The organism is Streptomyces sp. HB132 (assembly GCF_016909575.1).
Taxonomy (GTDB): Bacteria; Actinomycetota; Actinomycetes; order Streptomycetales; family Streptomycetaceae; genus Streptomyces.
In genome coordinates, this window is sequence record NZ_JAFBGA010000015.1 from 119882 (window position 1) to 145835 (window position 25954).

General features: G+C 70.4%; 16 protein-coding genes and 1 riboswitch. Of the genes, 10 read left to right on the forward strand and 6 right to left on the reverse strand.

Annotated elements, in window-relative coordinates; genetic code table 11:
* Positions 1-39: 39 nt before the first annotated feature.
* The 5 genes from JOC24_RS26855 to JOC24_RS26875 all read right to left on the reverse strand — a co-directional run bounded on the left by JOC24_RS26855 (position 40) and on the right by JOC24_RS26875 (position 5824).
* Entirely contained in the window at positions 40-1800 is a 1761-nt protein-coding gene (locus tag JOC24_RS26855; protein WP_205022975.1) for an ABC transporter substrate-binding protein, read from the reverse strand.
* Between the two features lie 44 nt (positions 1801-1844).
* Positions 1845-2837 (reverse strand): ABC transporter permease, encoded by a 993-nt coding sequence (locus JOC24_RS26860; RefSeq protein ID WP_205022976.1) that lies wholly within the window; start codon positions 2835-2837, stop codon positions 1845-1847.
* Positions 2838-3193: 356 nt separating this feature from the next.
* A complete protein-coding gene (locus JOC24_RS26865) occupies positions 3194-4012 on the reverse strand; it encodes an enhanced serine sensitivity protein SseB C-terminal domain-containing protein (protein ID WP_374104527.1) in 819 nt (272 codons plus the stop codon).
* A 146-nt stretch (positions 4013-4158) separates the two neighbouring features.
* Entirely contained in the window at positions 4159-4935 is a 777-nt protein-coding gene (locus JOC24_RS26870) for an enhanced serine sensitivity protein SseB (RefSeq protein WP_205022978.1), read from the reverse strand.
* Between the two features lie 199 nt (positions 4936-5134).
* Positions 5135-5824 (reverse strand): AAA family ATPase, encoded by a 690-nt coding sequence (locus JOC24_RS26875; RefSeq protein WP_205022979.1) that lies wholly within the window; start codon positions 5822-5824, stop codon positions 5135-5137.
* 172 nt (positions 5825-5996) lie between these two features.
* Positions 5997-6094: riboswitch (glycine riboswitch) on the forward strand.
* Positions 6095-6260: 166 nt separating this feature from the next.
* Here JOC24_RS26875 and gcvT point away from each other — a divergent pair.
* From gcvT to JOC24_RS26905, 6 genes are all read left to right on the forward strand, one after another.
* Positions 6261-7388 (forward strand): glycine cleavage system aminomethyltransferase GcvT, encoded by a 1128-nt coding sequence (gene gcvT, locus JOC24_RS26880; protein WP_205022980.1) that lies wholly within the window; start codon positions 6261-6263, stop codon positions 7386-7388.
* 97 nt (positions 7389-7485) lie between these two features.
* Complete coding sequence (gcvH, locus tag JOC24_RS26885) at positions 7486-7863, forward strand: glycine cleavage system protein GcvH (protein ID WP_205022981.1); 378 nt, start codon at positions 7486-7488, stop codon at positions 7861-7863.
* Positions 7864-7882: 19 nt separating this feature from the next.
* A complete protein-coding gene (glyA, locus tag JOC24_RS26890; protein ID WP_205022982.1) occupies positions 7883-9145 on the forward strand; it encodes a serine hydroxymethyltransferase in 1263 nt (420 codons plus the stop codon).
* A gap of 154 nt (positions 9146-9299) precedes the next feature.
* Positions 9300-10685: an L-serine ammonia-lyase gene (locus tag JOC24_RS26895; RefSeq protein WP_205022983.1), complete on the forward strand. Its 1386-nt coding sequence runs from the start codon at positions 9300-9302 to the stop codon at positions 10683-10685.
* Positions 10686-10937: 252 nt separating this feature from the next.
* On the forward strand, positions 10938-11210 hold the full coding sequence (locus tag JOC24_RS26900; protein ID WP_205022984.1) for a hypothetical protein: 273 nt from the start codon (positions 10938-10940) through the stop codon (positions 11208-11210).
* Positions 11207-11599, forward strand: a complete 393-nt coding sequence (locus tag JOC24_RS26905; RefSeq protein ID WP_205022985.1) for a type II toxin-antitoxin system VapC family toxin — start codon at positions 11207-11209, stop codon at positions 11597-11599. The genes JOC24_RS26900 and JOC24_RS26905 overlap by 4 nt, the downstream gene beginning before the upstream one ends.
* A gap of 264 nt (positions 11600-11863) precedes the next feature.
* Here the strand turns inward: JOC24_RS26905 and JOC24_RS26910 are convergent, their stop codons facing one another.
* Complete coding sequence (locus tag JOC24_RS26910) at positions 11864-12043, reverse strand: hypothetical protein (RefSeq protein ID WP_239581025.1); 180 nt, start codon at positions 12041-12043, stop codon at positions 11864-11866.
* Positions 12044-12852: 809 nt separating this feature from the next.
* Between JOC24_RS26910 and JOC24_RS26915 the strand changes: the two genes are divergently transcribed.
* The 4 genes from JOC24_RS26915 (at position 12853) to JOC24_RS26930 (ending at position 25488) form a co-directional block, all read left to right on the forward strand.
* The gene (locus JOC24_RS26915; protein ID WP_307792762.1) at positions 12853-13281 is read left to right on the forward strand and encodes an NUDIX hydrolase; all 429 of its coding nucleotides are present in this window, start codon (positions 12853-12855) and stop codon (positions 13279-13281) included.
* Positions 13282-13454: 173 nt separating this feature from the next.
* A complete protein-coding gene (locus tag JOC24_RS26920; protein WP_205022988.1) occupies positions 13455-14837 on the forward strand; it encodes an MFS transporter in 1383 nt (460 codons plus the stop codon).
* On the forward strand, positions 14834-18187 hold the full coding sequence (locus tag JOC24_RS26925) for a type I polyketide synthase (RefSeq protein WP_205022989.1): 3354 nt from the start codon (positions 14834-14836) through the stop codon (positions 18185-18187). The genes JOC24_RS26920 and JOC24_RS26925 overlap by 4 nt, the downstream gene beginning before the upstream one ends.
* Positions 18184-25488: a non-ribosomal peptide synthetase gene (locus JOC24_RS26930; protein ID WP_205022990.1), complete on the forward strand. Its 7305-nt coding sequence runs from the start codon at positions 18184-18186 to the stop codon at positions 25486-25488. Before JOC24_RS26925 ends, JOC24_RS26930 begins: the two co-directional genes overlap by 4 nt.
* The last annotated feature ends 466 nt before the right edge of the window (positions 25489-25954 follow it).

Genomic DNA, 25954 nt, shown 5'->3' on the forward strand with positions numbered 1-25954 from the left:
TTCACCTGCCTTTCAAGGGATGCTGTCGATGAACAGGTGTTACTTGGTGGACGTCATCAGCACGTAGTCGTACATGCCGAGGTACGCGTCCGTGACCGTGACGTTCGCCGCGGAGTCCGGGCGGTAGAGCAGGTTCTTGCGGTAGACGAGGGGAACGAGCGAAGCGCTCTCCATAACCTTCTGGTCGACCTCGCCCCACGTGGCGTTGCGCTTCGTGGTGTCCACCGTGCCGATGCCGTTGACGAGGGCCTCGTTGACGCCCTTGTCGTCCAGCTCCATGAGGTTCGTGCCACCGGAAGGCTTGATGGCCGAGCCGTTCACGATCTGGTCCAGGAAGCCGAAGCCGGTCGGCCAGTCGGCGCCCCACTGCATCATCATCATGCCCGCGTTGTTCTTGTGGACCCACTCCGGGACACCGGCGAAGTCCGTGAAGTACTTGTCCGACGGGAACTGCTTGATCTCGGCGGTGATACCGATCGCCTTCAGGCTGCCCTGGAGCTGCGTGGCGGCGGTGATCTCGTCGGGACGGTCCGAGCGCGCGGTCAGCGTGGTCTTGAAGCCCTTGGGCTTACCGCACTTGGTCAGGTGCTCCTTCGCCTTGGCGACGTCACCCTTGCTGCCCTCGGTCGGGTACAGGTCGAACTTCTTGTAACCGGCGACGGTGGGCGGGATGACCGTGCTGGCCGGGTCGCCCTTGACCGAGCCACCGATCGAGTCGATCAGGCTCTGCTTGTCGACGGCGTACTGCACGGCCTTGCGGCAGTCGATGTTGTCGAACGGCTTCACCTTGACGTTCAGCGCCATGTACTGCAGGGCACCGGCGTACGGGTTGTCCGTCTTCGCCTTCTCCGCGGCCTTGACCAGGACCTTCGGCTGGGTCTTGGACTGCAGACCCGTACCGGCGATGTCCGCGGTGCTCACGTCGTTGAGGAGGTGGTCGTCGACCGTGGTGGGGTTGACGTTCAGCTTCAGCTCGACCTTGTCCGGCAGGGCCTTGCGGATCGGGTCCGTCTTCGGGTCCCACTCCGGGTTGCGGACGAGGGTCGCGCCCTTGCTCTCGTCGTACGCCGAGAACTTGTACGGACCCGAGGAGACCATCTTCTGGACGTAGCTGGCGCCCGTGTCGGACTTCTGCGGGACCGGAGCGGTCTGCGAGAAGGCCGCGAGGTAGTCCATGTCCGCGAACGGCTTGTTCAGCTTGAAGACGATCGTGTGGTCGTCCGGCGTCTCGATGGACTTGAGGCCCTCGGCCGACTTGTCCTTGTACGGACCCTTGTACTTGTCGCCGCCCTCGAGGTACGCCTTGAAGTACGTCGGGCCGTTGGAGAGTGCCTCCGGCGCGAAGTTGGAGCGCTCGACGGCGTACTTGACGTCCTTCGAGGTGATCTCGGTGCCGTCCTCGAACTTCACGCCCTTGCGGAGCGTGTACGTCCAGGTCTTGGCGTCGTCGCTGGCCTTGCCGAGGCTCGTGGCGAGGTCGGGGACGACCTCCAGGCTCTCCTTGCCGGCGGCCGGCTTGAAGGTGACCAGGGAACGGGCGTACAGGCGGGAGAAGTTCTGCACCCAGCCGTAGTACGTGTTGCCCGGGTCCAGGGAGTCCGGCCCGCTGGAGTGCTCGTACGTGACCGTCCCCCCCTTCTTGTCGGTCGCGTTGACGATGCCCGACATCGCGGCGTCAGCCTTGGCGTTGCCCCCACCGCCGTTGCTGTCACCGCCCGAGTCGCTGCCGCTGCACGCCGATGCGCCGAGCGATACCGCCACGGCCACGGCTATGGCCGCTGCTGTCTTTCTGTTCTGCATGCTGAGGAAAGCCCCCTCGCTAGTCCGGTGCGGCACTGCCGCGATTACTTGCCACGAGGGTCGAGTGCGTCGCGCAGCCCGTCCCCCAGCAGATTGAAGGCCAGCACGGTGATGAAGATCGCCATGCCGGGGATGACCATGAACATCGGGTCCACCTCGTAGAGGTCGACCGCCTGCGTGAGCATGCCGCCCCATGACGCCTGCGGCGGCGCGATCCCGACACCGAGGAAGGACAGCGAGGCCTCGAAGAGGATGTTCGTGGGGATCAGCAGCGTCGCGTACACGAGGATCGGCGCGATCAGGTTGGGCAGCAGTTCGCGGAACAGGATGAACGGGCCGCGTGCGCCCAGCGACCTGGCGGCCTCGACGAACTCGCGCTCACGCAGCGACAGGGTCTGCGCGCGGACGATGCGGCCGATGTAGGGCCAGCTGAAGAAGCCGATCACGAAGATCAGGACCGCGATCCGCAGCGTGAGCCCCTGCATTCCGAACGCTTCACCCTGCAGGGAGGCGGAGATGGAGATCGCGAAGAGCAGCAGCGGGAAGGCGAGGAAGGTGTCCATCATCCGGCTGATGAAGCTGTCCACCCAGCCGCCGTAGAACCCGGCCACGACGCCCATCACGACGCCGATGACGACGGAGAGCAGCGTGGAGCCGACGGCCACCACGAGGGAGACCCAGGAGCCTTCGAGGATGCGCGCCAGGATGTCTCGCCCGGTCTGCGGTTCGACTCCGAGGGGGTGGTCCCAGCTGATGCCCCCGAGGGCGCCCTTGGGCGCCAGCATCACGGGGTCGACCAGGCTCTGGTTGAACGCGTTGGGGTCGAGCCCGAGGAGCGACTGGAGCGGCTTGGACAGCACCGCCGTGAGGATCAGCAGCACGACAACGATGCCACCGGCCATCGCCGCCTTGTCCCGCTTGAAGCGGGTCCAGGCGATGCGGCCGAGCGAACGACCCTCGATCTCCTTGCTCCCGGCGCCTTCCAGCACCGTTTCGGGCCGCACGTCCGCCCCGGTGGTCTCGATCGGTGCCGTCATTGCGCTGGAGACCCCTCTCGGCCGACGGTGGCCGGCCTGTGACCGCCGCTGTAGCGGCTCTTACAAAACATGACAGATGTGACCATGCACGACCGAACTACCCCTGTTTGAAAGAGGGCTTCTCCGGGCATGGAGGACCTGCTGTAGGGAGTCTTCAACCACTTTGCGATCACCCGCCAGACCTGACGGGGAATGTTTGCTCAAACGTGATGCTGCCTAGGGGCTTCCGTTATCCGGACAGCTGTGCTTTCTCAGCGGACGTCTCGGTAACTATTCTGCAATAACGGACATGAAGCCCAATAGCGCTGAACTGATGACCGATCACCCCTCGGCGTTCGGTGGCGGCTGACGCCCCCTCAGTACGCCTGCGGGGCCGTACCGGTCGCCGGCGGGTATCCGTAGCCGGGAGCCGCGGGGGCCGGGGCGTGCGCCTCGCGGTCGTAGAACGGCCTGGCGTTGGCGTTCAGCCACATGGCGACCGGGTCGTACTCGTCGGACAGCGAGACCGTGGAGACGGGCAGTCCGTCGGGGACCACCCCGATCGACTGCCGCATCATCGCGCGAACCGCGTCGACGGACGGTCGGCCGGTGTCGTAGAGGTCGAGCCCGATCGCGAGGTACGGAACACCGAGCGCGGGCTGCACCCAGGCGCGGCGCAGCGCGCGGACGGCCGGGGTGCGGTGGGCGTTCTGCGACAGCAGTGCGTAGAACTGCGGGATCTGGATGGCGGGTTCGGAGAGCCTCAGCGGCCCCGCCGGCATCCGGTCGAGGCCGGTGGCGATGCGGCGCAGGTCCAGCCAGGGAATGCCGACGCCTCCGCCGGGGGCGTGCGGGTTCAGCCAGATACCCCAGCGGTCGGGGAAGAGGGCGCGGGCGATGTCGCGGCCCGTGGTGACCTCGTGGGCCCTGGCCCACCCGCTGGCCGAGAGCTCCTGGGCCGACGTCACGCACGGGGCGTAACCCAGGCCGTCGACCTCCATGTTGCCGTACTGGGCTTCGGGGGATCCCGCCGTGCCGTGCCAGAGCAGCATCCAGACCTGGCCGTCCGCCAGGGACCGCAGCAGCGCCTCGTAGGCGTCGACGCGCCCGGGGGTCACCTGGCGAAGCATGTGCTCGACCTCTCCCCGAGCTCTCGGCTCCTCCCCATCGGCCGCCCCCATGCCTGACGCACTCACCCTGGGTCCCGCCCCTCTTCGTTCCGCATGCTTCACGGTGCTTGTCGCGCCACTCCCGGGCACACGGGGCGGCCTCGTCATCCAACCAGCTTAGGCGCCGCCCCCGACACCGGCTCCACGCCAAGTGGCAGGAGGGCTCGTACCCCTCAGTGCCCGTCACGCCGGTAGAACGGGCTCACCTTCTCCAGCATCCAGTCGCCGACCGGGTCCTGCGCCACGTCGAGCAGGAGGAGGTTGACCGGCCAGGGCACCTGGACCCGGCCCAGCGCGCGCCCCAGGGCGTCCATCGGCGCGCTCTGCCCCGCGGCCTCCCGTACGGCGAACTCGACGCCGACGAAGAGCACCGGGCTGTCGCCCTCGATGCTGGCCAGCGCCCGGCGCGCGGTGCCCACCACACCGGTCTCCTGGAACTCGGCGGACACCGCGGAGAGGAAGTCCACGGGCTCCTCCTTCCAGTCCGGTTCGTACAGCCGCACCCGGCCACCGCTCGCGAGGCCGTCCAGCGGGGTGCGGCCGGCCCGGCAGAGCTCGGCGACGGCGGGGGGAGGCAGGGGCACCCCCACGGCACCGCCCGGGTTGACGGCGATACCGAGCTGCGGGGGCAGTCCGCGGGCGAACTCGCGTGCGGGCGCGACGGTGAAGGAGAGATGGGCGCCGACGCACTGGAGGAACTGCACCTCGGAGCTGAACACGGGGACGTACGCGCCGCCGTCGATGTCGACCGTCGGCAGGTCGAGGTCCGCGCTGTCGGGGCCGCCGCCGTTCGGCAGGGGCACCCAGACGTGGCTGCGGCCGAGCACCTCCACCAGCCGCGCACCGGCTCCCGGTACGCCGAGCGAGGCGCTGAGCACTTCCTCGAACTCGTTGGCCGGCCATCCCTGGGACGGATACGACGGTGCCTGCGCCTGAGCCGGAATGTCCACGTGTTCTGGTCCCTTTCTCGCCATGCTGTGCGGCAGAAACCTTAGACCGGCTCGCGCCATGAGGGCAGTGCCGCAGGCGGGAGCCGCGGCCGGGCACGCCGGACCGTCCAGATTCCGGACAGCCGGCCATCGAGGCGCGAACTGTGCGTATGCGAACGGTGACGCCCGCCGCACCGCCGCCCGGGCCTCCCGGACGGAACTACTCCCCCGGCGGCCGCGCCTCCGGGAACGAGATCCGCCCGATCGCGGCCGCCGTCTCCCGGTCGATCAGCACCGCCGAGGAGCATCCCGGCGGCAGCAGACCGCTCTCGGTGTCCCGCAGCAGCCGGCCGACCGCACGCCTGTGCCTGGCGAACGCGTAGCCGGACACGCCGCGCCCCCGCTCACGCTGTCCCTGTCTGGCCACCCCGGGGGTGACGTCGAGCAGGAGGAGGTGGAGGGCGCTGCCCCTGCGCCGGGCCTCACGCGCCAGCCAGCGCCGCACCCAGGCCTGCGTGCCGCAGTCGTGCACGACGACCGATACGCCCGACCGCAGGGCCCGCCACAGCCCGGCGTAGTGCGCGGCGCGCACCAGGGGCCGGTAGACCGCGTACGGGAGTAAGCCGGGCAGGACGGCCGCCCAGCGGTCCCGGGTTTCCTGGGAGTCGATCGCGTGCTCCTGGACCGCGCGCCGGATCAGCGTGGACTTCCCGCTGCCGGGGAGCCCGGAGACCACCACCACGTCACCCGCCGCGAAGTCCAGGCCGTCCGGACCGCGGCCGCCTCCGCCCCGTAGATCACGCACCGCTGGAGCGTGTCCCCCCGTCGTCTCCCGGGCGGGGACGCCCGGCTGCTGGGGCATCGCACCGCTCGCCGCCCCCGCGGTAGTCGCGTAACGCTGCAACGTCATCGCCTTCCCCCTGCCGAGTCACCCACCGACCTGCCCCAGAAGTGTAAAGAAAAGGCAATGCGGCACAACCGTTTCCGTCCGCACGTGTCGGGCCCGGCACCGGTGCGGCCGGGACGCCCCACTCTCCTCCAATGCGTGCGATGATGACCCCGCCAACTGCATACCGGCCGTTTGAGTCCGCGCGGGAGAGTCCCGGACACCGTGTGCGCCGGGCGCCGAAGGAGCAAGTTCCTCCCTTGAATCTCTCAGGCCCCGTACCGCGTGGATGAGGCATATCTGAAAAGCGGGCCGCTGCGCGGCTCCACCCAAGGTGCAAGCCGACCCTGCCGGGGTGCCCCCGTCAGGACCCTTTCAGGGGCTTTCGGCGAACCTCTCAGGTTCCGATGACAGATGGGGAGGGATCAACCCTCTGTCGTCATGCCCTGGAGCCATGTCCATGAGCACTGCCCCGAGCACCGCCCCCCGCCTCACCGCCCTCGACGCCCTTCACCGGTCGCTGGGCGCCACCATGACCGACTTCGCCGGCTGGGACATGCCGCTGCGGTACGCCAGCGAGCGCGACGAGCACAACGCCGTGCGCACCCGGGCCGGCCTCTTCGACCTGTCACACATGGGCGAGATCACCGTCACGGGCCCGCAGGCCGCGGCCTTCCTGAGCTACGCGCTGGTCGGCAACATCGCGACGGTCGGCGAGGGCCGGGCCCGCTACACGATGATCGTCGCGCAGGACGGCGGGATTCTGGACGACCTGATCGTCTACCGCCTGGCGGACACCGAGTACATGGTGGTGGCCAACGCCGGCAACGCCCAGCTCGTCCTGGACACCCTCACCGCCCGCGCCGACGGCTTCGACGCCGAGGTGCGGGACGACCGTGACGCGTACGCGCTGATCGCCGTCCAGGGTCCCGACTCCCCTGCCGTACTGAAGTCGGTCACGGACGCCGATCTGGACGGACTGAAGTACTACGCCGGGCTCCCCGGAACGGTCGCCGGTGTCCCGGCACTGATCGCCCGTACGGGCTACACCGGCGAGGACGGTTTCGAGCTCTTCGTAGCCCCCGGCCACGCCGAGCAGCTGTGGAAGGCCCTGACCGAGGCCGGCGCGCCGTACGGCCTGATCCCCTGCGGGCTCTCCTGCCGCGACACGCTCCGCCTGGAGGCGGGCATGCCGCTGTACGGGCACGAGCTGACCACCGCGCTGACACCCTTCGACGCGGGTCTGGGCAGGGTCGTGAAGTTCGAGAAGGAGGGCGACTTCGTCGGCCGCGAGGCGCTGTCCGCCGCCGCGGACCGTGCGGAGGCGGCCCCGCCGCGCAAGCTCGTCGGCCTGATCGCCGAGGGCCGCCGGGTTCCGCGCGCGGGCTTCTCCGTCGTCGTCGGCGGGGAGGTCGTCGGCGAGGTCACCTCCGGTGCCCCCTCGCCCACGCTGGGCAAGCCGATCGCCATGGCGTACGTGGACGCGGCGCACGCCGCACCCGGCACCGAGGGTGTCGGGATCGACATCCGGGGCACGCACGAGCCGTACGAGGTCGTGGCGCTGCCGTTCTACAAGCGCCGCAAGTGACGCCGTACGCGACACGCCGCGCACGTGACGCATTCGTGTCTCACACCGTAAGACCACCGTTCATCAGCACTCCCCCGCGTACAGGAGAATTCAGGTCATGAGCAACCCCCAGCAGCTGCGGTACAGCAAGGAGCACGAGTGGCTGTCCGCCCTCGAGGACGGCGTGGCGACGATCGGCATCACCGAGTACGCGGCCAACGCGCTCGGCGACGTCGTCTACGCCCAGCTCCCGGAGGTCGGTGACACGGTGACCGCGGGCGAGACCTGCGGTGAGCTGGAGTCGACCAAGTCGGTCAGCGACCTGTACTCGCCGGTGACCGGCGAGGTGACCGCGGCCAACCAGGACGTCGTGGACGACCCGTCGCTGGTGAACTCCGCCCCCTTCGAGGGCGGCTGGCTGTTCAAGGTACGTGTCGCGGAGGAGCCGGAGGACCTGCTCTCCGCCGACGAGTACACCGCGTTCTCCGGCAACTGAGACCTTAGGGACTTAACTGATGTCGCTTCTCAACTCCTCCCTCCACGAGCTGGACCCGGACGTCGCCGCCGCCGTCGACGCCGAGCTCCACCGCCAGCAGTCCACCCTCGAGATGATCGCTTCGGAGAACTTCGCTCCGGTCGCGGTCATGGAGGCGCAGGGCTCCGTCCTCACCAACAAGTACGCCGAGGGCTATCCCGGCCGCCGCTACTACGGTGGCTGCGAGCACGTCGACGTGGTCGAGCAGATCGCGATCGACCGCGTCAAGGCGCTCTTCGGCGCCGAGGCCGCGAACGTCCAGCCGCACTCCGGGGCTCAGGCCAACGCCGCCGCGATGTTCGCGCTGCTGAAGCCGGGCGAGACGATCATGGGTCTCAACCTGGCCCACGGCGGCCACCTGACCCACGGCATGAAGATCAACTTCTCCGGGAAGCTCTACAACGTGGTCCCGTACCACGTCGACGACACCGGCGTCGTGGACATGGCCGAGGTCGAGCGCCTCGCCAAGGAGTCGAAGCCGAAGCTCATCGTGGCCGGCTGGTCCGCCTACCCCCGTCAGCTGGACTTCGCCGCGTTCCGCCGCATCGCGGACGAGGTCGGCGCCTACCTGATGGTCGACATGGCGCACTTCGCGGGTCTGGTCGCCGCGGGTCTGCACCCCAACCCGGTGCCGCACGCCCACGTCGTCACCACGACCACGCACAAGACCCTCGGTGGTCCGCGCGGTGGCGTGATCCTGTCGACGCAGGAGCTCGCGAAGAAGATCAACTCGGCGGTCTTCCCCGGTCAGCAGGGCGGCCCGCTGGAGCACGTGATCGCGGCCAAGGCCGTCTCCTTCAAGGTCGCGGCGACCGACGACTTCAAGGAGCGCCAGCAGCGCACCCTGGACGGCGCCCGCATCCTCGCCGAGCGCCTGGTGCAGCCGGACGTCACCGAGGTGGGCGTGTCCGTCCTCTCCGGCGGCACGGACGTCCACCTGGTCCTGGTGGACCTGCGCAACTCCGAGCTCGACGGCCAGCAGGCCGAGGACCGGCTCCACGAGCTGGGCATCACGGTCAACCGGAACGCCGTCCCGAACGACCCGCGGCCCCCGATGGTCACCTCGGGCCTGCGGATCGGTACGCCGGCCCTGGCCACCCGCGGCTTCCAGGCCGAGGACTTCACCGAGGTCGCCGAGATCATCGCGGCCGCTCTGAAGCCCGCGTACGACACCGACGCCCTCAAGGCCCGGGTCATCGCGCTGGCCGAGAAGTTCCCGCTGTACCCCGGCGTCAAGAAGTAACCCGCAGTTTGCACGCAGGGTGGGGGCACCGCGCACACTGAACACAGTGAGCCCGGTGCCCCCACCCCTTTGCCCCGCGCTCCCGGGCCCACCCGGCCCGTCCCCGCACCACCCGGCGGACAACGTCGTCCACCAACGCCTTAGGAGTACCCCCGTGGCCCTCTCGGTCTTCGACCTCTTCTCGGTCGGTATCGGCCCGTCCAGTTCCCACACGGTCGGCCCGATGCGCGCGGCCCGCATGTTCGCCCGCCGCCTCAAGAACGAGGGCCTGCTGGCCCACACCGCCTCGATCCGGGCGGAGCTCTACGGCTCGCTCGGCGCGACCGGCCACGGGCACGGCACACCCAAGGCCGTCCTGCTCGGCCTGGAGGGCGAGTCGCCCCGCACGGTGGACGTCGAAGGCGCGGACGCCCGCGTCGAGGAGATCCGCGCCTCGCGCAGCATCAGCCTCCTCGGCATGCACGACGTCCCCTTCGACCCCGACGAGCAGCTGGTCCTGCACCGGCGCAAGGCGCTGCCCTACCACGCCAACGGGATGACGGTCTTCGCGTACGACCGTGCCGGTGCGCCGCTTCTGGAGAAGACCTACTACTCGGTGGGCGGCGGCTTCGTCGTCGACGAGGACGCCGTGGCCGGCGAGGACCCGATCGTCCCTGACGACACCGTCCTGAAGCACCCCTTCCGCACCGGCGACGAGCTGCTGAGGCTCGCCCGGGAGACCGGCCTGTCCATCTCCTCCCTGATGCTGGAGAACGAGAAGGCCTGGCGGACCGAGGACGAGGTCCGGGCGGGCCTGCTGGAGATCTGGCGCGTCATGCAGGCCTGCATCGCACGCGGCATGTCCCGCGAGGGCATCCTGCCGGGCGGTCTGAAGGTCCGCCGCCGCGCCGCGAACACGGCCAGGCAGCTGCGTGCCGAGGGCGCCCCCCAGACGCACGCGATGGAGTGGATCACCCTCTACGCGATGGCCGTCAACGAGGAGAACGCCGCGGGGGGCCGTGTCGTCACCGCCCCGACGAACGGCGCGGCGGGCATCATCCCCGCCGTCCTGCACTACTGGGTGAACTTCGCGGCCGGCGGCTGCACCGAGGCCGAGAAGGACGACGGTGTCGTCCGCTTCCTGCTGGCCGCCGGCGCCATAGGCATGCTCTTCAAGGAGAACGCCTCCATCTCCGGCGCCGAGGTCGGCTGCCAGGGCGAGGTCGGCTCCGCCTGCTCCATGGCCGCGGGCGCCCTCGCCGAGGTCCTGGGCGGCTCTCCCGAGCAGGTGGAGAACGCCGCCGAGATCGGCATGGAGCACAACCTGGGCCTGACCTGCGACCCGGTCGGCGGTCTCGTCCAGATCCCCTGCATCGAGCGCAACGGAATGGCGGCGGTGAAGGCGGTCACGGCAGCGAAGATGGCGCTGCGCGGCGACGGCAGCCACAAGGTCTCCCTCGACAAGGTAATCAAGACCATGAAGGAGACGGGCGCGGACATGAGCGTCAAGTACAAGGAGACGGCGCGGGGCGGGCTCGCGGTGAACATCATCGAGTGCTGAGGATATGGGCCCTGACCAGTGCATTTATATCTTTCAGCGCTGTCAGGGCCTTCCCTGCTTGCACGGCGGAAAGTCCCTGGATCGGCCCTGGGACAGACGCGAAAGTCCCTGAAAAGTCCCTGCCGGATCCCTCGCCGATGGGCGCTTGACCTGGAAGTTCGCGACACCCGCGCAGCTATGGATGTCACTTCGACACACTCGCTCGGGGAATCACCCTCATTCAATAACAAGAGTTTTGTTAAACTCGGCCCCATGGCTACCTCCCAGGCGCCCGGCGAAGGACCCGTCCGGCCCGTATCGGTCTCCCTCCACGAAGGCACCATCGCTGCCCTCAAGGCACGTACGGGCAAACGAGGCATGTCCGCCTACGTCGAGACCCTGATCCAGCGCCAACTGGAACGGGACCGGCTGCGCGAGCTCATCGAAGACGCGGAAACCGAACACGGCCCGGTCGACCAGGCGGCGGTCGACGCCAAACGCGCCATTCTCCGCGGCGACGCCGCGGACTCGGCGGACGCCGCGTGAGCGGCACGCTCGTCCTGGACTGCGAAGGCCTGTCCAAACTGGTGCGACGCACGCCCGAGATCACCGAATGGCTGGCCGCGGCCGAAGCCGAAGACATCCGCGTCGTCACCAGCTCCGTCACCCTCGTCGAAGCACGCGACCCCAGGGGCAACCAGGCCCGCTTCGACTACGCAGTCTCCCGCGTGAACATCATCCCGCCCACCGAAGCCATCGCCCGCCATGCGAGCAAGCTCCTGGCCGCGGCCGGACTGCACGGCCACAAGTACGCCCTCGACGCCATCGTGGCCGCCACAGCACTCACCTCGCCAGCCCCAGCGACCGTCCTGACATCGGACCCCGAAGACCTCCTGATGCTCTGCGGCCCCAGCATCCGCGTCATCAAGGTCTGACCGCGAGGCCGCGACTCGACCCACCCTCTTGTGCGAATCAGAGCGCTGCGCGGAAGGCCTCGGGCAGTAGCCCTCCTCGGCCGACCAGACGCTGGCTCGACCGCGCTGCCGCTCATCACAGAACCGGTGGCACGGGTGCCAGAAGCCTCTTCGCGAAATAATGCCGTTCGGCGGTCAGCCCGCCCTCTTGTGGATACCGCATGCCTTCGGTGACACCGCAGCCAACGGCCAGCCGTCACTCCCTACGACACCACCCGTTCAACCTCAGGAGAACCCGAAGAAAATAATCTTCAGGTTTACCAAAAACAAAACGAAACCCAGCACCGCAAAGAACGCAGCCGGAACCCTCAAGAGAAGTTCGTTGCGATGAAATGCCGGGAGCAATTTATCCCCCAGGAAGTCTGCAGCCACTCCGGCGCAACCTCGAATGTTCAACGCCAACATGGATCCCAGTATTGCGGTGATCACCCCACCGAGGAGTTCTCCGTAATTCACGGAGTGTGAGGTTCGGGCCGAAAGAACCATTTCGTACATTCTTTACCTCCAGAGAGCAGGCCAACGAGCCCGCAAGCTTCCTTAGCGCTAGCTACGGCGCATGACCTCTCAGAAGCGTTCGACTCCTCGCCGTCCGGGTTCGGCGCAGCGGCCCGGACAGGGGACCTGAACTCCGGCTGATGGTGGAGACGGACTCACCACGGCACTATCGTCGGCAGATCTCCACGCATCGACCGAGCGGTTGATGTTGCCCTCGAAATTTCCTCTGTGCGGAGCCACGCACAGCCACATCGCCTTCGAGCTGTTCCCATTCGCCTCAGGCCACCTGCGAAACCCTCCCCCGTTGCCCTGTTCCCGGGCTCCCCCGAGCCGAGCCGACGTGATCCCCGGCATCTGAGGGCATAGCAAACGCTCTTCCCAAGCATCACCGACCCGCCGCAAGTCCTGCTCTCCTGCAAACATCCACAGGCCATGTGGTTCGAGATCCCGCAGGTGGCGTAAGAGCACGTATACACGATCATGAGCGGATCTGGTTGAGACGTCTCCAGCAGATGAGGCTGTGGGCGAGAGAGCCGGAGCCTGCCCAGGCCCTTGATGTGCGGGCAGCCCCTGCGCTCGTGCAGCGCGTTCGAGTTGAGTCGTAGCCCAACTCCCAAGGGCTGAAGCGTCACCAGGCTATAGGTTGTCCGTACGGCCGGGTCGGAGCCGTGGAACTCGGTGTCTGGAGGGGCACAGTGGGGGAACACGTGCGTCCGCGCGTGTCGGCGTATGCCATCGCCGCCACGCAGGACAGCCTGTTGTTGACGCAGCTGTCGGACGCCTCACCGGTCTTCACACCGGGGTTGTGGCATCTGCCCGGTGGAGGAATCGACCCGGGCGAGCAACCACGGGAGGCGCTGGAACGCGAGCTGTACGAAGAGACCGGCCTGGAACTCCACGACGCACAGCTGGTGGACGCGCGGTCGTATGCAGCGCACCGGCTCGGGGTGAGCTGGCATCTGGTGGGGCTCTTCTACGTCGTCGCTCTCAAGCCCGGCCCCCTCATGGTCACCAAGGCCGACGACTCCACCTGCGCCGTCGCCTGGATGTCCCTCTCCGACCTGGAGCACACGAAGCTGTCCCCGGCCGCGGTCGACTCGCTGGGCATGATCGGTGCGCGAGGGGTGCGGACGGTGGACACCGACTGAACCGACGGCGGCCGAAAGCCGACGGGCAGGCCAATCCCCGCTCTTTTCAGTGTTGTTGGCGTTGTAGAGTCACCGATTCAAAGGCTGTGGGGCGTGATTCCGGGCGTGTACGTGCTGGTTCGGCAGAGCCGCTCGACGGCGAGTGACGGGATGCGGCTGATCAGGGGGCACGCTTGAGGCACTTTCGCCTGCTCGTCCTGGGCAACGGCTTCTCCGCGTACGGCAGCTACCTGAACATGGTCGCCCTCAACGTCTTCGTCTACGACGTCACCGGAAGTGCGCTGGCCGCCGGAATCTTCATGGCCGTACGGCTGCTCACCAGCGTTCTGTCCGGCTTCGTGAGCGGACGGCTGGTCTCGGCTTACGACCGCAAGAAGTTGATGGTCGGCGCCGATCTCACGCAGTGCGTCGCCATGGTGGTGCTGCTGATCGTTCCTGACGGCGGGCGCGCGGGGCTTCTGTACGTGCTGGCCGTCGTGACCGGCTTCTGCTCGACGCTGTCGGGCGTCTCCCTGCGCAGCAGCATCCCGGAGATCGTCGGTCCTGAACTGCGACTCCGCGCCAACTCACTCCTCGCGACGGGGCGTTCGCTGGCGATGATCGCCGGGTTCGCCTCAGCGGGTGTCGTGGTCGCCCAGCTGGGTTACGTCGCCGCCATCTCTCTCGACGCCGCCTCGTTCGCCGTGTCGGCGAGCGTGCTGCTCTCCCTGCCGATCCGGACACGGCCGGAGAAGGCGGACAGGGGCGACGGCGCGGCGGTGGCGGACACGGTCACGGTCACGGTCACCAAGCGGGAGCGGCGGCGCCGGGCCGGGGCGCTGGTCCTGCTGCGGGCGGCTCCGGTGCTCGCGGTCATGATGGTGATCAGAGCCGCCGACGGCCTCGGATCCTCGTCGCACAACGTGGCCCTGCCGGTGTACTCAAGCGCTCTCGACCCGTCCCATCCGGCCACGTTCATCAGCCAGTTCTGGGCCACCTGGGCCGTGGGCAACATCGTCATGCAGCAACTGTGCGGGCGCTGGGCAGGACGCGAGGGGCGGCGGGAGCCGGGAGAGCGGGCCTTCGCGATCGGGTCCTGTGTGATGTCGGCGGCGTTCATCGTGGTCTTCGCGGGGCTGCCCACGGGCGTCGCCGTCGTGGCCGCCCTGGTGGCGGGCATGGCCGACGGTCTCACCGAGATCGCCTACGTCACCCGGCTCCAGGCGGCGCCGGACGAGCAGCGCGGCCGGCTCTTCGGCCTGTCCGCCTCGGTCGAGAACACCGGCTTCGGTCTCGGGATGCTGGTCAGCGGCGGCCTCCTGGACCGGTACTCCCCGATCCACGTGGTGGGGCTGCTGCACGGCCTGGCGATCGTGCTCTGCGCCGTCCTCTTCGTCGTCCTCGTGCGGCACGGCCGAGGAGCCGATGCAGAGCCCCCTTTACAGCAGGACGCCGCACGCCAGGTCACGTCACGTCAGGACGCCGCTCGCGATGACACGTCACGACAGGTCACGACACAGCCGGACGCCGCACGGCTGGACACGTCGTCGGTGGAGAGCGAGGCAGACGCACGATGACCGCAACCCCCGAGGCCGTGCCCGCGCCCGGATCCGTCCCCGCGCCCGATCCGGTGGCCGTCATCGGGATGTCCTTCCGGCTGCCCGGCTCGGACAGCCCTGAGGAGTTCTGGCGCACCATCCACGAGGGCGCCGATCGTATCCGCCGCTTCACCGAGGCCGAACTCGCCGCGGCGGGCGTGACCGAGGCGCAGTACCGCGCCGATGATTTCGTCGGGGCGAGCGGGGTCCTCGAAGACATCGCGGGGTTCGACGCGAGCTTTTTCGGGATGAGCGCGCACGAGGCCCGCATCACCGACCCGCAGCACCGGCTGTTCCTGGAGTGCGTGCACCACGCCCTGGAGAACGCCGGATACGCGGGCGGCGCGGGGGAAACCGGCGGCCACGAGGTGGGCGTCTACGCCAGTACCGGCTACCACCTGTACTCCCTCCAGAGCTACCTGCAGAACAACGTCCTCCCTGAGGGCGTGGCGGACTGGGTGGCCGGACTGCAGATAACCGTCGGCAACTTCGCCGACTTCACCGCCAACCGCGCCGCCTACCGCCTCGGTCTGACCGGGCCCGCCGTCAACGTCCAGACGGCGTGCTCCAGTTCACTGACGGCGGTGTACCAGGCCGCGCAGTCCGTGGCCTACGGCGAGTGTGACATCGCTGTCGCGGGCGCCGCCGCCCTCCATGTGCCGCAGGTCCTCGGCTACCAGTACGTCAAGGGGTCCATCCTCTCCAGGAGCGGCCGTCTGCGGCCCTTCGACGCGGACGCGGACGGGACCGTAGGCGGCACGGGTGTCGCGGCCGTCGTGCTCAAGCGCCTCGATCGGGCCCTCGCGGACGGCGATCACGTCCACGGCGTCCTCCGCGGCTGGGGAGCCAACAACGACGGCGCCGACAAGCGGACCTTCGCCGCGCCGAGCGCCGACGGCCAGCGCGGCGCCATCCGGCGGGCCCTGCGCAGGGCGGGGGTCGACGCGGGCAGCATCGGCTATCTGGAGACGCACGGGACGGGCACGCTGAAGGGCGATCCGATCGAGTTCGAGGGCGCGACCTCCGCTTTCCGCGCCGACACCGACCGCACCGGATACTGCGCCCTGGGATCGGTGAAGGCCAACATCGGCCACCTCGACGTCCTCTCGGGCCTGGCCGGCATGATCAAGGCACTGCTCGTGCTCCGGCACGGCGTCATCCCTCCGATGGCCAACTTCCGCCGCCCCAACCCCGCCCTCGATCTCGCGGCGAGCCCCTTCTACATCCCGGACTCGGCACGCCCCTGGCCGCAGGGGGACGGCCCGCGCAGAGCGTCCGTCAGCTCGTTCGGGGTCGGTGGCACCAACGTCCACGTCGTACTCGAAGAGGCCCCCGAGCCCGCGCCCCGCCCGGCCGGGGCGCCACGGCCGCCGGGTGTCCTGGTGGTCGCGGGCCACACGGAGGCCGCGCTCGCCGACAACGCCCTGGCCCTGCGCGACCACCTGCGGGCCCACCCCGGCACGCGGCATGCGGACCTCGTGTCGACGCTCGCGCTCGGCCGCGCCCATCGCAGGCACCGCCTCGCGGTACGGGGCGACACCGTGGCCGCGCTCACGGTCGCTCTCGAAGGCCGGCTCGCGGATCCTCGGCCCGACGGGGGCGGCACGGACGGGGCCGACACGGGGTTCCTCTTCACGGGGCAGGGCAGCCTCCACCGGGGCGTGGCACGGCTGCTGCACGAGCGGTTCCCCGTCGTACGCGAGGTCCTCGACGCCTGCGAGCGGCAGTACGCCGGACTCAGCGGCGGCGACAGCCTCCTCGCTCCGCTTCTCGCGGCGGACGAGAAGCCGGGGGCCGAGCCGCCGTGGCCCACGGAGCTGGCGCAGCCGGCGCTCTTCGCCCTGCAGTGCGCGCTCGTGCGGCTGTGGCGCACGGCCGGGATCACCCCGCGCGTGGTGGCCGGGCACAGCGTCGGCGAGTACGCGGCGCTGCACGCGGCCGGGGCGCTCTCCGTCGAGGACGGGCTGCGTCTGACGGCCGGGCGGGGCAGGCTGATGCGCGACCACTGCGCGCCGGGGGCGATGATCGCGGTGCCGATGGAGGAGCGTGCGGCGCGGGAACTCGCCGCCGAGGTGCCCGGCGTGGAACTCGCCGTCGTCAACGGCCCGCGCAGTCAGGTGCTCGCGGGAGGGGACGCCGCGGTGGAACGTCTCACAGCGCTCCTGTCCGGACGCGGGATCGCCGCCCGGCGGCTTCCGGTGCGGCACGCGTTTCACACGGCGCTGATGGACCCCGTTTCGGCGGGACTCCGCGCACTGTGCGCCGAGGTCGGACTCAGGCCGTGCGTCGTGCCGTTCGTGAGCGCCCTGGACGGGCGGACCCGCCCCGCAGGCTGGCTCCCGGACCCCGACTACCTCCTACGACAGGCGCGTGAACCGGTGAGATTCGCCGACGCGCTGCAGGAGCTCGGCACGTCGCACACAGCCACGGGCACGCTCGTGGAACTCGGACCGCACACCACCCTCAGCGGGCTCGCGCGGAGGGGGCCTACGGGTCGGCGGGTGTACCCGACGCTACGGCGCGGGGCCGGACTCGAAGCGCTCTGGGACGCGGCAGCGCGCCTCTACGGAGCCGGGGCGCCGGTCCGCTGGCGGGCCTTCATGGAGGGTACGGGCCGCAGGATCCCCCTGCCCGGCTACCGCTTCCAGCACAAGGACTACTGGACAGGGCCGGAGAACCACCTCTCCCGGCCCTTACGACCGGCAAGAGACGGGACCGAAGTGGCACAGGACGAAGCAGCGGTCGAGCGTGTGCTCAAGCACATCGTCGAGGTCACCGCGAAGCATCTCAGCTACGAGACCGACGAGATGGCCGAGGACGCCTCCTTCTTCGATCTCGGGGCGGACTCGCTGCAGATGATCGGCGTACTGCGCGAGCTGGAGGAGGAGCACCGGGTCAAGGTGTCGATGCGGGAACTCTTCGAGAAGGCGGAGACGGCGAAGGGACTCGCCCTGCTCATCGTCGGGAAGATGGGGGCGGCGGAGGTGACGGGTTCACCCCAGCGCCTCGAGCGGCTCCCGGAACCGCCGGTCCGAGAGCCGCTCCCCGAGCCGCCGGCCCACGAGGCACCGCCCGCGCCCACGGTGTACGTGGCACCCGCCCCCGAGCCGGCCCCGACGTTCCGCGAGCCCGAGCCGGCCCCCGTGTCGTTCCCGCCCGGCCCGGCGCCGTCCGCCCCGGCCGCGTCCAGCGGGTACGCCACCCGCCAGGAGCTGGAGGACCTCGTGCGGCAGGTCCACCAGCTCTCCCAGATGCAGCTGCAACTGATGGGCCAGCTAAGCCAGTTGCTGAGCCTCCAGACGGCCCGGACCGGTCAGGTGGACCGATGACCGGCGGCCCCGAATCCGTCTCCGCGGCAGTCGACGAGGACCTCACCGCGATGGCCGAGCTGTCGCGGCGCATCGCGAGCCAGATGGGGGCACCCGATGCCGGGCCGGAGCAGGCCACGGCTGCCCGGCCCGCCCAGCACGGGCCGCGCCCGGAGGTGTCCCGCGGCTCCGGCATGGTCCGCGGCGGCTCTCCCGAGACCCAGCGGGCGCACCTCGACGACCTGGTGCGCCGCTACAACGCCAAGACGCCTACCTCCAAGCAGGTCGCCCAGCGCTACCGGCGGGTGCTCGCCGACAGCCGGGCGGCGGTCGGGTTCCGCGGCAGCACCAAGGAGATGCTGTACCCCATCGCGGGGCGGCGGGCCAAGGGATCCTGGCTGGAGGACATCGACGGGAACCGTTACGTCGACATCACCATGGGCTTCGGGGTGCTGCTCTTCGGCCACGAGCCCGCCTTCGTCACCGAGGCCGTCCGTGAGCACCTCTCGCGCGGCATCCAGCTCGGCCCCCGCAACGTGGAGACCGGCGAGGCCGCCGAACTGCTCGCCGGGCTGACCGGCATGGAGCGGGTCGCCTTCGCCAACTCCGGTACGGAGGCGAACTCCGCCGCCATCCGCCTCGCCCGCGCCGCTACCGGACGCACCCGCATCATCACCTTCGAGGGCGCCTACCACGGCCACAACGACAACGTCCTCGGACGCTCCCCGCACACCGGCGGTCAGGGCCCGGTCACGGTCCCGATGTCCGCGGGCGTCCCGCCGAACGCCGTCGCCGACCTGCTGGTGCTGCCGTACGGCAGCGAGCAGAGCCTCGCCCTCATCGAGCAGCAGGCGGACGACATCGCCGCCGTCGTCGTCGAACCGGTACAGAGCCGCCACCCGTCCCTCCAGCCGGCCGGCTTCGTACGCCGACTGCGCGAACTGACCCGGCGCCGCGGCATCGTGCTGCTCTTCGACGAGATGCTGACCGGTTTCCGGCCCGCGCCACGAGGCGCCCAGGAGCTCTACGGAGTCACTCCGGACCTCGCCACCTACGGCAAACTGCTCGGCGGCGGATTCCCCATCGGGGCCATCGCGGGGCGGGCCGACATCATGGACGGCATCGACGGCGGCCACTGGAGCTACGGGGACGACAGCTACCCGGAGGCCGACACGACGTTCTTCGGCGGCACCTACATCCAGCACCCGGTGTCGATGGTCGCCACCCGAGCCGTGCTGAGCCACCTCAAGGAGCACAGCCCACGCCTCCAGGAGCGCCTGAACGCGCGCACCGACGAACTGGCCGCAACGCTCAACGCCTTCTTCGAGGCCGAGGAGTTCGCCCTGCGCATGAGCCACTTCGGCTCCATGTTCCGGTTCGAGCACCGCGCGGACATGGAACTGCTCTACCACCACCTCATGCTGCGCGGGGTGCACGTGTGGGAGTGGCGCAACTTCTTCCTGTCCACCGAGCACTCCGACGGTGACATCGAGTTCATCGCCGACGCGGTGCGGGGCTCGCTGCGGGAGCTGCGCGACGCCGGGTTCTTCCGGACGAAGGCCAGGGTGACACCGGCCGCCACCCTGCCCGAGCCGATAGCCGCACCACCGGCCGCCACCCTGCCCGAGCCGCGTGCGGCGGCCACCCCTCCCGCGGCCGAGCCGAGGACTCGGGCCATGGCCTGGAACACCGCCGCGACGGTGCGGCAGGCCCCCCGCCCGGCTACCTCGGCGAGCCGGGCCCCTTCCGGGCGCCCCCTCGACTTCGGCGTCTACTTCTTCGGCGACTACCCGCAGGACGACACCACCCCCAGGCACGGCAAGTACGACCACATCCTGGAGACCGCCCGCTTCGCCGACCGCAACGGTTTCCACTCCCTGTGGATCCCCGAACGGCACTTCCACTCCTTCGGCGGGCTCTTCCCCAACCCCGTCGTGCTCGCCGCCGCGCTGGCCCGCGAGACCGACCGCATCCGCATCAACGCGGGCTCCGTCGTGCTCCCGCTGCACGACCCGATCCGCGTCGCCGAAGAGTGGTCGATGGTCGACAACCTCTCCGGTGGCAGGGTCGGGATCGGCTGCGCCAGCGGCTGGCACGCCAACGACTTCGCCTTCTTCCCCGAGCGCTTCGGCTCCCACAGGGAGACGATGTACGAACAGATAGCGCAGATACGGAAGCTGTGGCTCGGGGAGCCGGTGCGCCGCACCACCGGCGCCGGCGAGGCGGACCTGCGGCTCTTCCCGCGCCCCGTCCAGGACGCTCCGCCCATGTACACGGCCGTGGTCGGCAACCCGGCGTCCTACGAACTCGCCGCCCGCCACGACCTGGGCATCGTCACCAACCTCATGACCCAGAGCGTCGAGCAGCTCAGGGAGAACGTCGCGCTGTACCGGCGCACGCGCGCCGCGCACGGTCTGGATCCCGACGCGGGGCGCGTCTCCGTGCTCCTGCACACCTACCTCGCCGAGGAACACGCGACGGCGCGCGCCGGGGCCCGCGACCCGCTGTCGCGGTACATGCGGGCGTCCCTGTCGCTGTTCGGCAACGTAGCCAACAGCCTCGGCCACCAGCTGGACCTCTCGGCGATGACCGAGGACGACCTGGACGTCGTCTTCCGGCGCGCCTATGACCGCTACTGCGACCAGCGCGCTCTCATCGGCAGTCCGCAGAGTGTGCGCCCGGTCGTCGAGGAGGTGCGTGCGGCGGGGGCCGACGAGGTCGTGGCACTGGTCGACTTCGGTGTCGAACCCACCGCGATGCGCGAAGGGCTCGTGCACCTCGACTCGCTGCGCCGCGCGTGCGCGTTGTCCGCCGGAACGGCGCCCGTGCCCGACGATCCGGGGGCGCCCCTGTCACCGAGCCAGCAGCGTGTCTGGTTCCTGGAGCGGATGCTGCCTGGACGTACCGCGTACAACGAGGTCAAGGCCATCGACCTCGACGGCCCCCTGGACGTGCCCGCGCTTCACTCGGCCCTGCGCGCCCTCGCCGCCCGGCACGGACAGCTCCGTACGGTGTTCCGCGAAGTGTCGGGCGAGGCAAGGCAGTTCACCCGGGCGCCGGGCGATGTGGACTTCGCCGTCGTCGACGGCACGGACCCCGGGGACGACACGGTCGCCGCCACCCTCAAGGCCGAGAGCGGGCGCCGCTTCGACCTGGCGGGAGGACCGCTGTTCGTCACGCGCCTGGTCCGGCTCGGCGAGCGGCGGCACGTCCTCGTCCTGTCCCTGCACCACATCGTCATGGACGCGGCATCGGCCGCGGTGCTCGCGCGCGACGTGTCCGCCCTCTACCGCGCGGAGGTCACGGGCACCCCGCCCGTCGGCCTGCCCGCCCTGGCCCGGACCTACGCCGACCACGCCCGTGCTCAGCTCGGCTCGCTCGACGGCGCGAAGGCCGCGGAGGACCTCTCGTACTGGAAGAAGGCGCTCGGCGGCGAGCTGCCCGTCCTGGAACTGCCCACCGACCGGCCGCGGCCCGCCGTGATGACGTCGAACGGCCACGCCCTCTTCCGCACACTCGACGCCGAACTCTCCGCAACCGTACGCACATTGAGCCGAGAGCGGCGCAGCACCCTTTTCATGACGCTGCTCGCCGGGTATGCCACCGCTCTGCACCGCGTTACGGGCCAGGACGATCTCGTCGTCGGCACCCCGATGTCCGACCGCACACCCCCGTACGAGGACGTCGTCGGCTTCTTCGTGAACACCCTGGCCCTGCGCCTCGATCTCTCCGGAGACCCGGACTTCGTCACGCTCCTGGACCGGGTGCGGGCGGTGGCGCTGGACGCGTACGACCATGCCGACGTGCCGTTCGAGGTGGTCGTCCGGGAGTTGGCCCCCGTTCGGGCGCTCGACCGGACCCCCGTCTTCCAGACGCTCGCCGAGTTCGAGACCGGCGACCCGTTCCGCTTCGAACTGCCCAGGGTGCGGGCGACCCCGCTCGACTCCGGCCCCGACAAGGCGCTGACCGACCTCAGCGTGTACTTCACAGACCGGACGGACGGTATTCGCTGCCACCTGGAGTACAACACCGACCTGTTCGACGAGGCGACGATCGAGGCACTCTTCGGGACGTTCAGGGACGTGCTCGCGCGGGCCACGGGCACCGGGGCCGCGGTGCCGGACGTTTGGCGGCGCGGGCGCACCCGGCAGCGGACCCGCAGCACCGTCCACGCCCTGGCGTCACGGTGGGCCGAGGCCGCCCCCGACCGCACCGCCGTGATCAGTGGTGAGGAGACGCTGACCTACCGCGACCTGGACGAGCGGGCCGAGCGCCTCGCGGCCGTCCTGCGCGACCAGGACCGCGACGGAGCGCCGGTCGCCCTGTGGCTGCCGCGCGGCACGCACCTGGTCGTCGCCATGCTCGCGGCGCTCAAATCGGGCCACGGCTACGTTCCGCTGGACCCCGGACAAGGAAGGGCCAGGGCCGAGGCGGTGCTCGCGGAGAGCGGCGCCGGAATCCTCGTGGTGAGTGGTGACGGGCCCCCGGCAGGGCCACCGGGCACCGCCGTGGTCGACGCCGCCGCCCTCACGCGCGCAGGCTCGGACGCGGTGCGCGCACCGCAGGACCCTCCGGCGGCTTCGGGCCCCGAGTCCCTCTGCTTCGTCATCTACACCTCCGGCAGCACCGGCACCCCCAAGGGGGTGGCCGTGCCGCACCGGGCCGTGGTGGACCTGTGCCAGTGGCACCACGAGCGCTTCGGGTTCACCGCGGACGACCGCAGCGCCGCCGTGTGCAGCCAGAGCTTCGACGCCGCCGCGCTGGAGATCTGGCCCGCGCTGACCGCCGGTGCCACGGTCGTCGTGGCCGACGACGCGACCCGCAAGGACCCCGCCGCGCTGGCCCGCTGGTACGCGGACCACCGGATCACCTTCTCCATCCTGCCGACGGCCCTCGGCACGGGGGTCCTCGAACTGCCGGCCGACCGACAGCCCCCGCTACGGCACCTGCTGCTCGGCGGTGACGTTCTGGGCACCCGGCCGCGCGCGGGCGTCGCCTACGAGACGGTGAACGTCTACGGGCCCACCGAGGTGACCGTGCTGTGCACGACCCAGACGGTGGAGCCCGCGACCGCCGAGGATCCGGGCGCCCCGATCCCGATCGGCCGCCCCGTCGACAACGTCACGCTGCGCGTACTCGACGCACACGGCCGCGAGGTGCCCGCCGGGGAAGTGGGAGAGCTGTACGTGGGCGGCCCCGGCGTCGCCACCGGCTACCTGGGCCGCCCCGACCTCACGGCGGAGCGCTTCGCCCCCGACCCGTTCGGCGGCGAGGGAACCCTTTACCGCACCGGCGACCTGGTGTGCTGGGACGCGTCGGGCACCCTGATGTTCCGCGGCAGGTCGGACGACCAGGTGAAGATACGCGGCTATCGCGTCGAGCCCGAGGAGGTCACGCGGACGCTGGGCGGCCTGCCGGACGTCGCCGAAGCGGTCGTTCTGGCCCGCCGCGACCAGCGGGGCGAGGCCCGGTTGGCCGCCTACGTCGTGCCCGCCACGGCGTCGGCGCGGGAGCAGGAGACCGCCGACCGGCTCACGGAGGAACTGGCCGCGCGTCTCCCCGGCCATCTGGTGCCGCACGCATGGGCGGTCCTGCCGGGCCTCCCGCTGTCCGGCAACGGAAAGCTGGACCGGGCCGCGCTGCCCGAGCCGTCCCTGATCACCTCGGTGGAGGTGCCTGCGCCGACCGGGCGGGCGGCGGCCGCCGCTCCCGCGTCGGCGGAGTCGGACGTCGAAGCGCGGCTACGGGCCCTGTGGGCCGAGGAGTTCGGGATCGACGCCGGCACGATCGGCCGTGAAGCCTCGTTCTTCGATCTCGGCGGCCACTCCATCACGGCGATCCGCCTGGCCAACAGCGTGCGGGAGGAGTTCGGCGAGGAGTACCCCGTCGCGCGCTTCTACGAGGAACCGACACTGCGCGGGATGGCGGCGTACTTCGGCACGGGCGGGGCCGGGACGCGGGCCGCGGGAGCGCCCGGGGGCGGAGAGGACGAGGGTGGGGGTGACGTCCTCGACCGTGCGCCGGTCACCGCCCAGCAGAGGGCCTTCATCACCCGCCACCTGACGCACCCCCGGCCGCAGATCTACAACGTGGCGATGCGTCTGACCCTCACGGGGGCGCTCGACGTATCGGCCCTGCGCACGGCTCTGACCCGCCTCGTGGCGCGCCACGAGGCGTTGCGCACCAGGCTGGTGGAGAACGCGGGGACGCGGGAGTGGCAGCAGGAAGCGCTGCGCCCCCGGCCGGTCGCCCTGCCCGAGGAGGACCTGCTCGGGCGGTGCGGATCGGCGGCGGACGCGGAAGAGGAGGCGGATCGCGCAGCGGCGAGGACAGCCGCCACTCCCTTCGACATCCGGGCCGAACTCGCGCCGGTGCTCCGTCTGCTGCGCACGGGGAACGACCGCTGGGTGCTGCTCTTCGTCCTGCACCACGCGGCCTGCGACGGCTGGTCGGTCACCATCCTGCTGCGTGAACTCGCCGCGCTGTACCGGGCAGCGGCCACCGGGGAGCCGCACGGCCTGGCCGATGGCGTGCCTCAGCCAGGCGCCTACGCACGCTGGCAGCGCGAGCGGAGCCGCACGCAGGACAAGGGCCGCTTGGTCGAACACTGGGCGCGGCAGCTCGAAGGTGCCTCCTTCTCCCGGTCGCTGCCCCTGGACCGGCCCCGCCCCGCACAGCTGAGCGGGGCCGGCGACGTGGTGCTGTTCACGGTGGGGCACGACGTGCGCACGGGCGTGGAGACGCTGGCGCGCCGGCACCGCACGACACCCTTCGCGGTGACCGCGGCGGCCATGGCCCGCCTCGTCGCGAAGGTGACGGGCGAACCCGACGTCCTGCTCGGCATCTCCTACGCAAACCGCGAGCGTCGGGAGTTCGAGGCCCTCGCGGCCTGCACGGTCTCGTCCTTCACGCTGCGGGTCCGTGGTGAGCGCGCCGGGTCGTTCGGCGCGCTGGTAGACCAGGTCGCGCGCCGCACGGTCGAGGCGATCGACCACGCGGCGCCGATCCGCGCGATGGCGGCCGGCCTGACGGCGGCACTGGGCACCGAGGTCCCCGACCGGCTGCCCATCGGATTCCAGTACCAGAACTCGCTGGAGACGGACATCGAACTGCCGGGCCTGACCACGGCCGTCGAGGACCTGACCGTCTCCGGCGCCCGCTCGGAGTTCAACTTCGGGCTGATCCCCACGGGCGACGTGCTCTCCGGCTATGTGGAGTTCTCGACCGACCTGTGGGACCGCGCCACGATCGAGGCGTGGACGGCCACGTACACACGCCTCCTCGCCGAGGGCGTCGCCGACGCACTGGGAGGCGATGCCTGAGCGGCGGCTCGGCCGGTCTCTCCGTACACGCGGAGAGACCGGTTCCCGCCCGCGAAGGACGACGGCCGCGCCGCGACGGACCGGCCTGCGGCCGCGGGACGGTTCGCACACGGCTATGAGGGCCCGCTGCGGGAGGCCCCGTGGGCCCGGCTCCTCCCGCCCCGGCCCGTCTCGCGACCGACGCCCGGCCTCCCGTGCGCGTACCGGGATTCAGCTGGGTCCGTTCCACCGCTTTCCGCCCACCCGGAGCCTGCATTGTCAGGTGCATGACTATCTCGACCATCCGGCGCGACGCCGATGCCCGCCCCGCGACGGTGGCCACCCCCACGGCCCGCCGCGACCCGCCCCCGCCAGGAGGAACCCCTGATGCGCACCCACCGACCACGCCCCCGCACCTCACCGGGGTCCGGCCCGCACGCCCGCCCTGCGGCAGGTTCCCGGATCCCCGGTGCTCGCGTTTGACAGC

Coding starts and splice junctions, on each gene's coding strand:
- JOC24_RS26855 (WP_205022975.1), bottom strand. CDS start 1,800: ATGCAGAACAGAAAGACAGCAGCGGCCATAGCCGTGGCCGTGGCGGTA.
- JOC24_RS26875 (WP_205022979.1), bottom strand. CDS start 5,824: ATGACGTTGCAGCGTTACGCGACTACCGCGGGGGCGGCGAGCGGTGCG.
- glyA (WP_205022982.1), top strand. CDS start 7,883: ATGTCGCTTCTCAACTCCTCCCTCCACGAGCTGGACCCGGACGTCGCC.
- gcvT (WP_205022980.1), top strand. CDS start 6,261: ATGAGCACTGCCCCGAGCACCGCCCCCCGCCTCACCGCCCTCGACGCC.
- JOC24_RS26925 (WP_205022989.1), top strand. CDS start 14,834: ATGACCGCAACCCCCGAGGCCGTGCCCGCGCCCGGATCCGTCCCCGCG.
- JOC24_RS26900 (WP_205022984.1), top strand. CDS start 10,938: ATGGCTACCTCCCAGGCGCCCGGCGAAGGACCCGTCCGGCCCGTATCG.
- gcvH (WP_205022981.1), top strand. CDS start 7,486: ATGAGCAACCCCCAGCAGCTGCGGTACAGCAAGGAGCACGAGTGGCTG.
- JOC24_RS26910 (WP_239581025.1), bottom strand. CDS start 12,043: ATGTTGGCGTTGAACATTCGAGGTTGCGCCGGAGTGGCTGCAGACTTC.
- JOC24_RS26930 (WP_205022990.1), top strand. CDS start 18,184: ATGACCGGCGGCCCCGAATCCGTCTCCGCGGCAGTCGACGAGGACCTC.
- JOC24_RS26860 (WP_205022976.1), bottom strand. CDS start 2,837: ATGACGGCACCGATCGAGACCACCGGGGCGGACGTGCGGCCCGAAACG.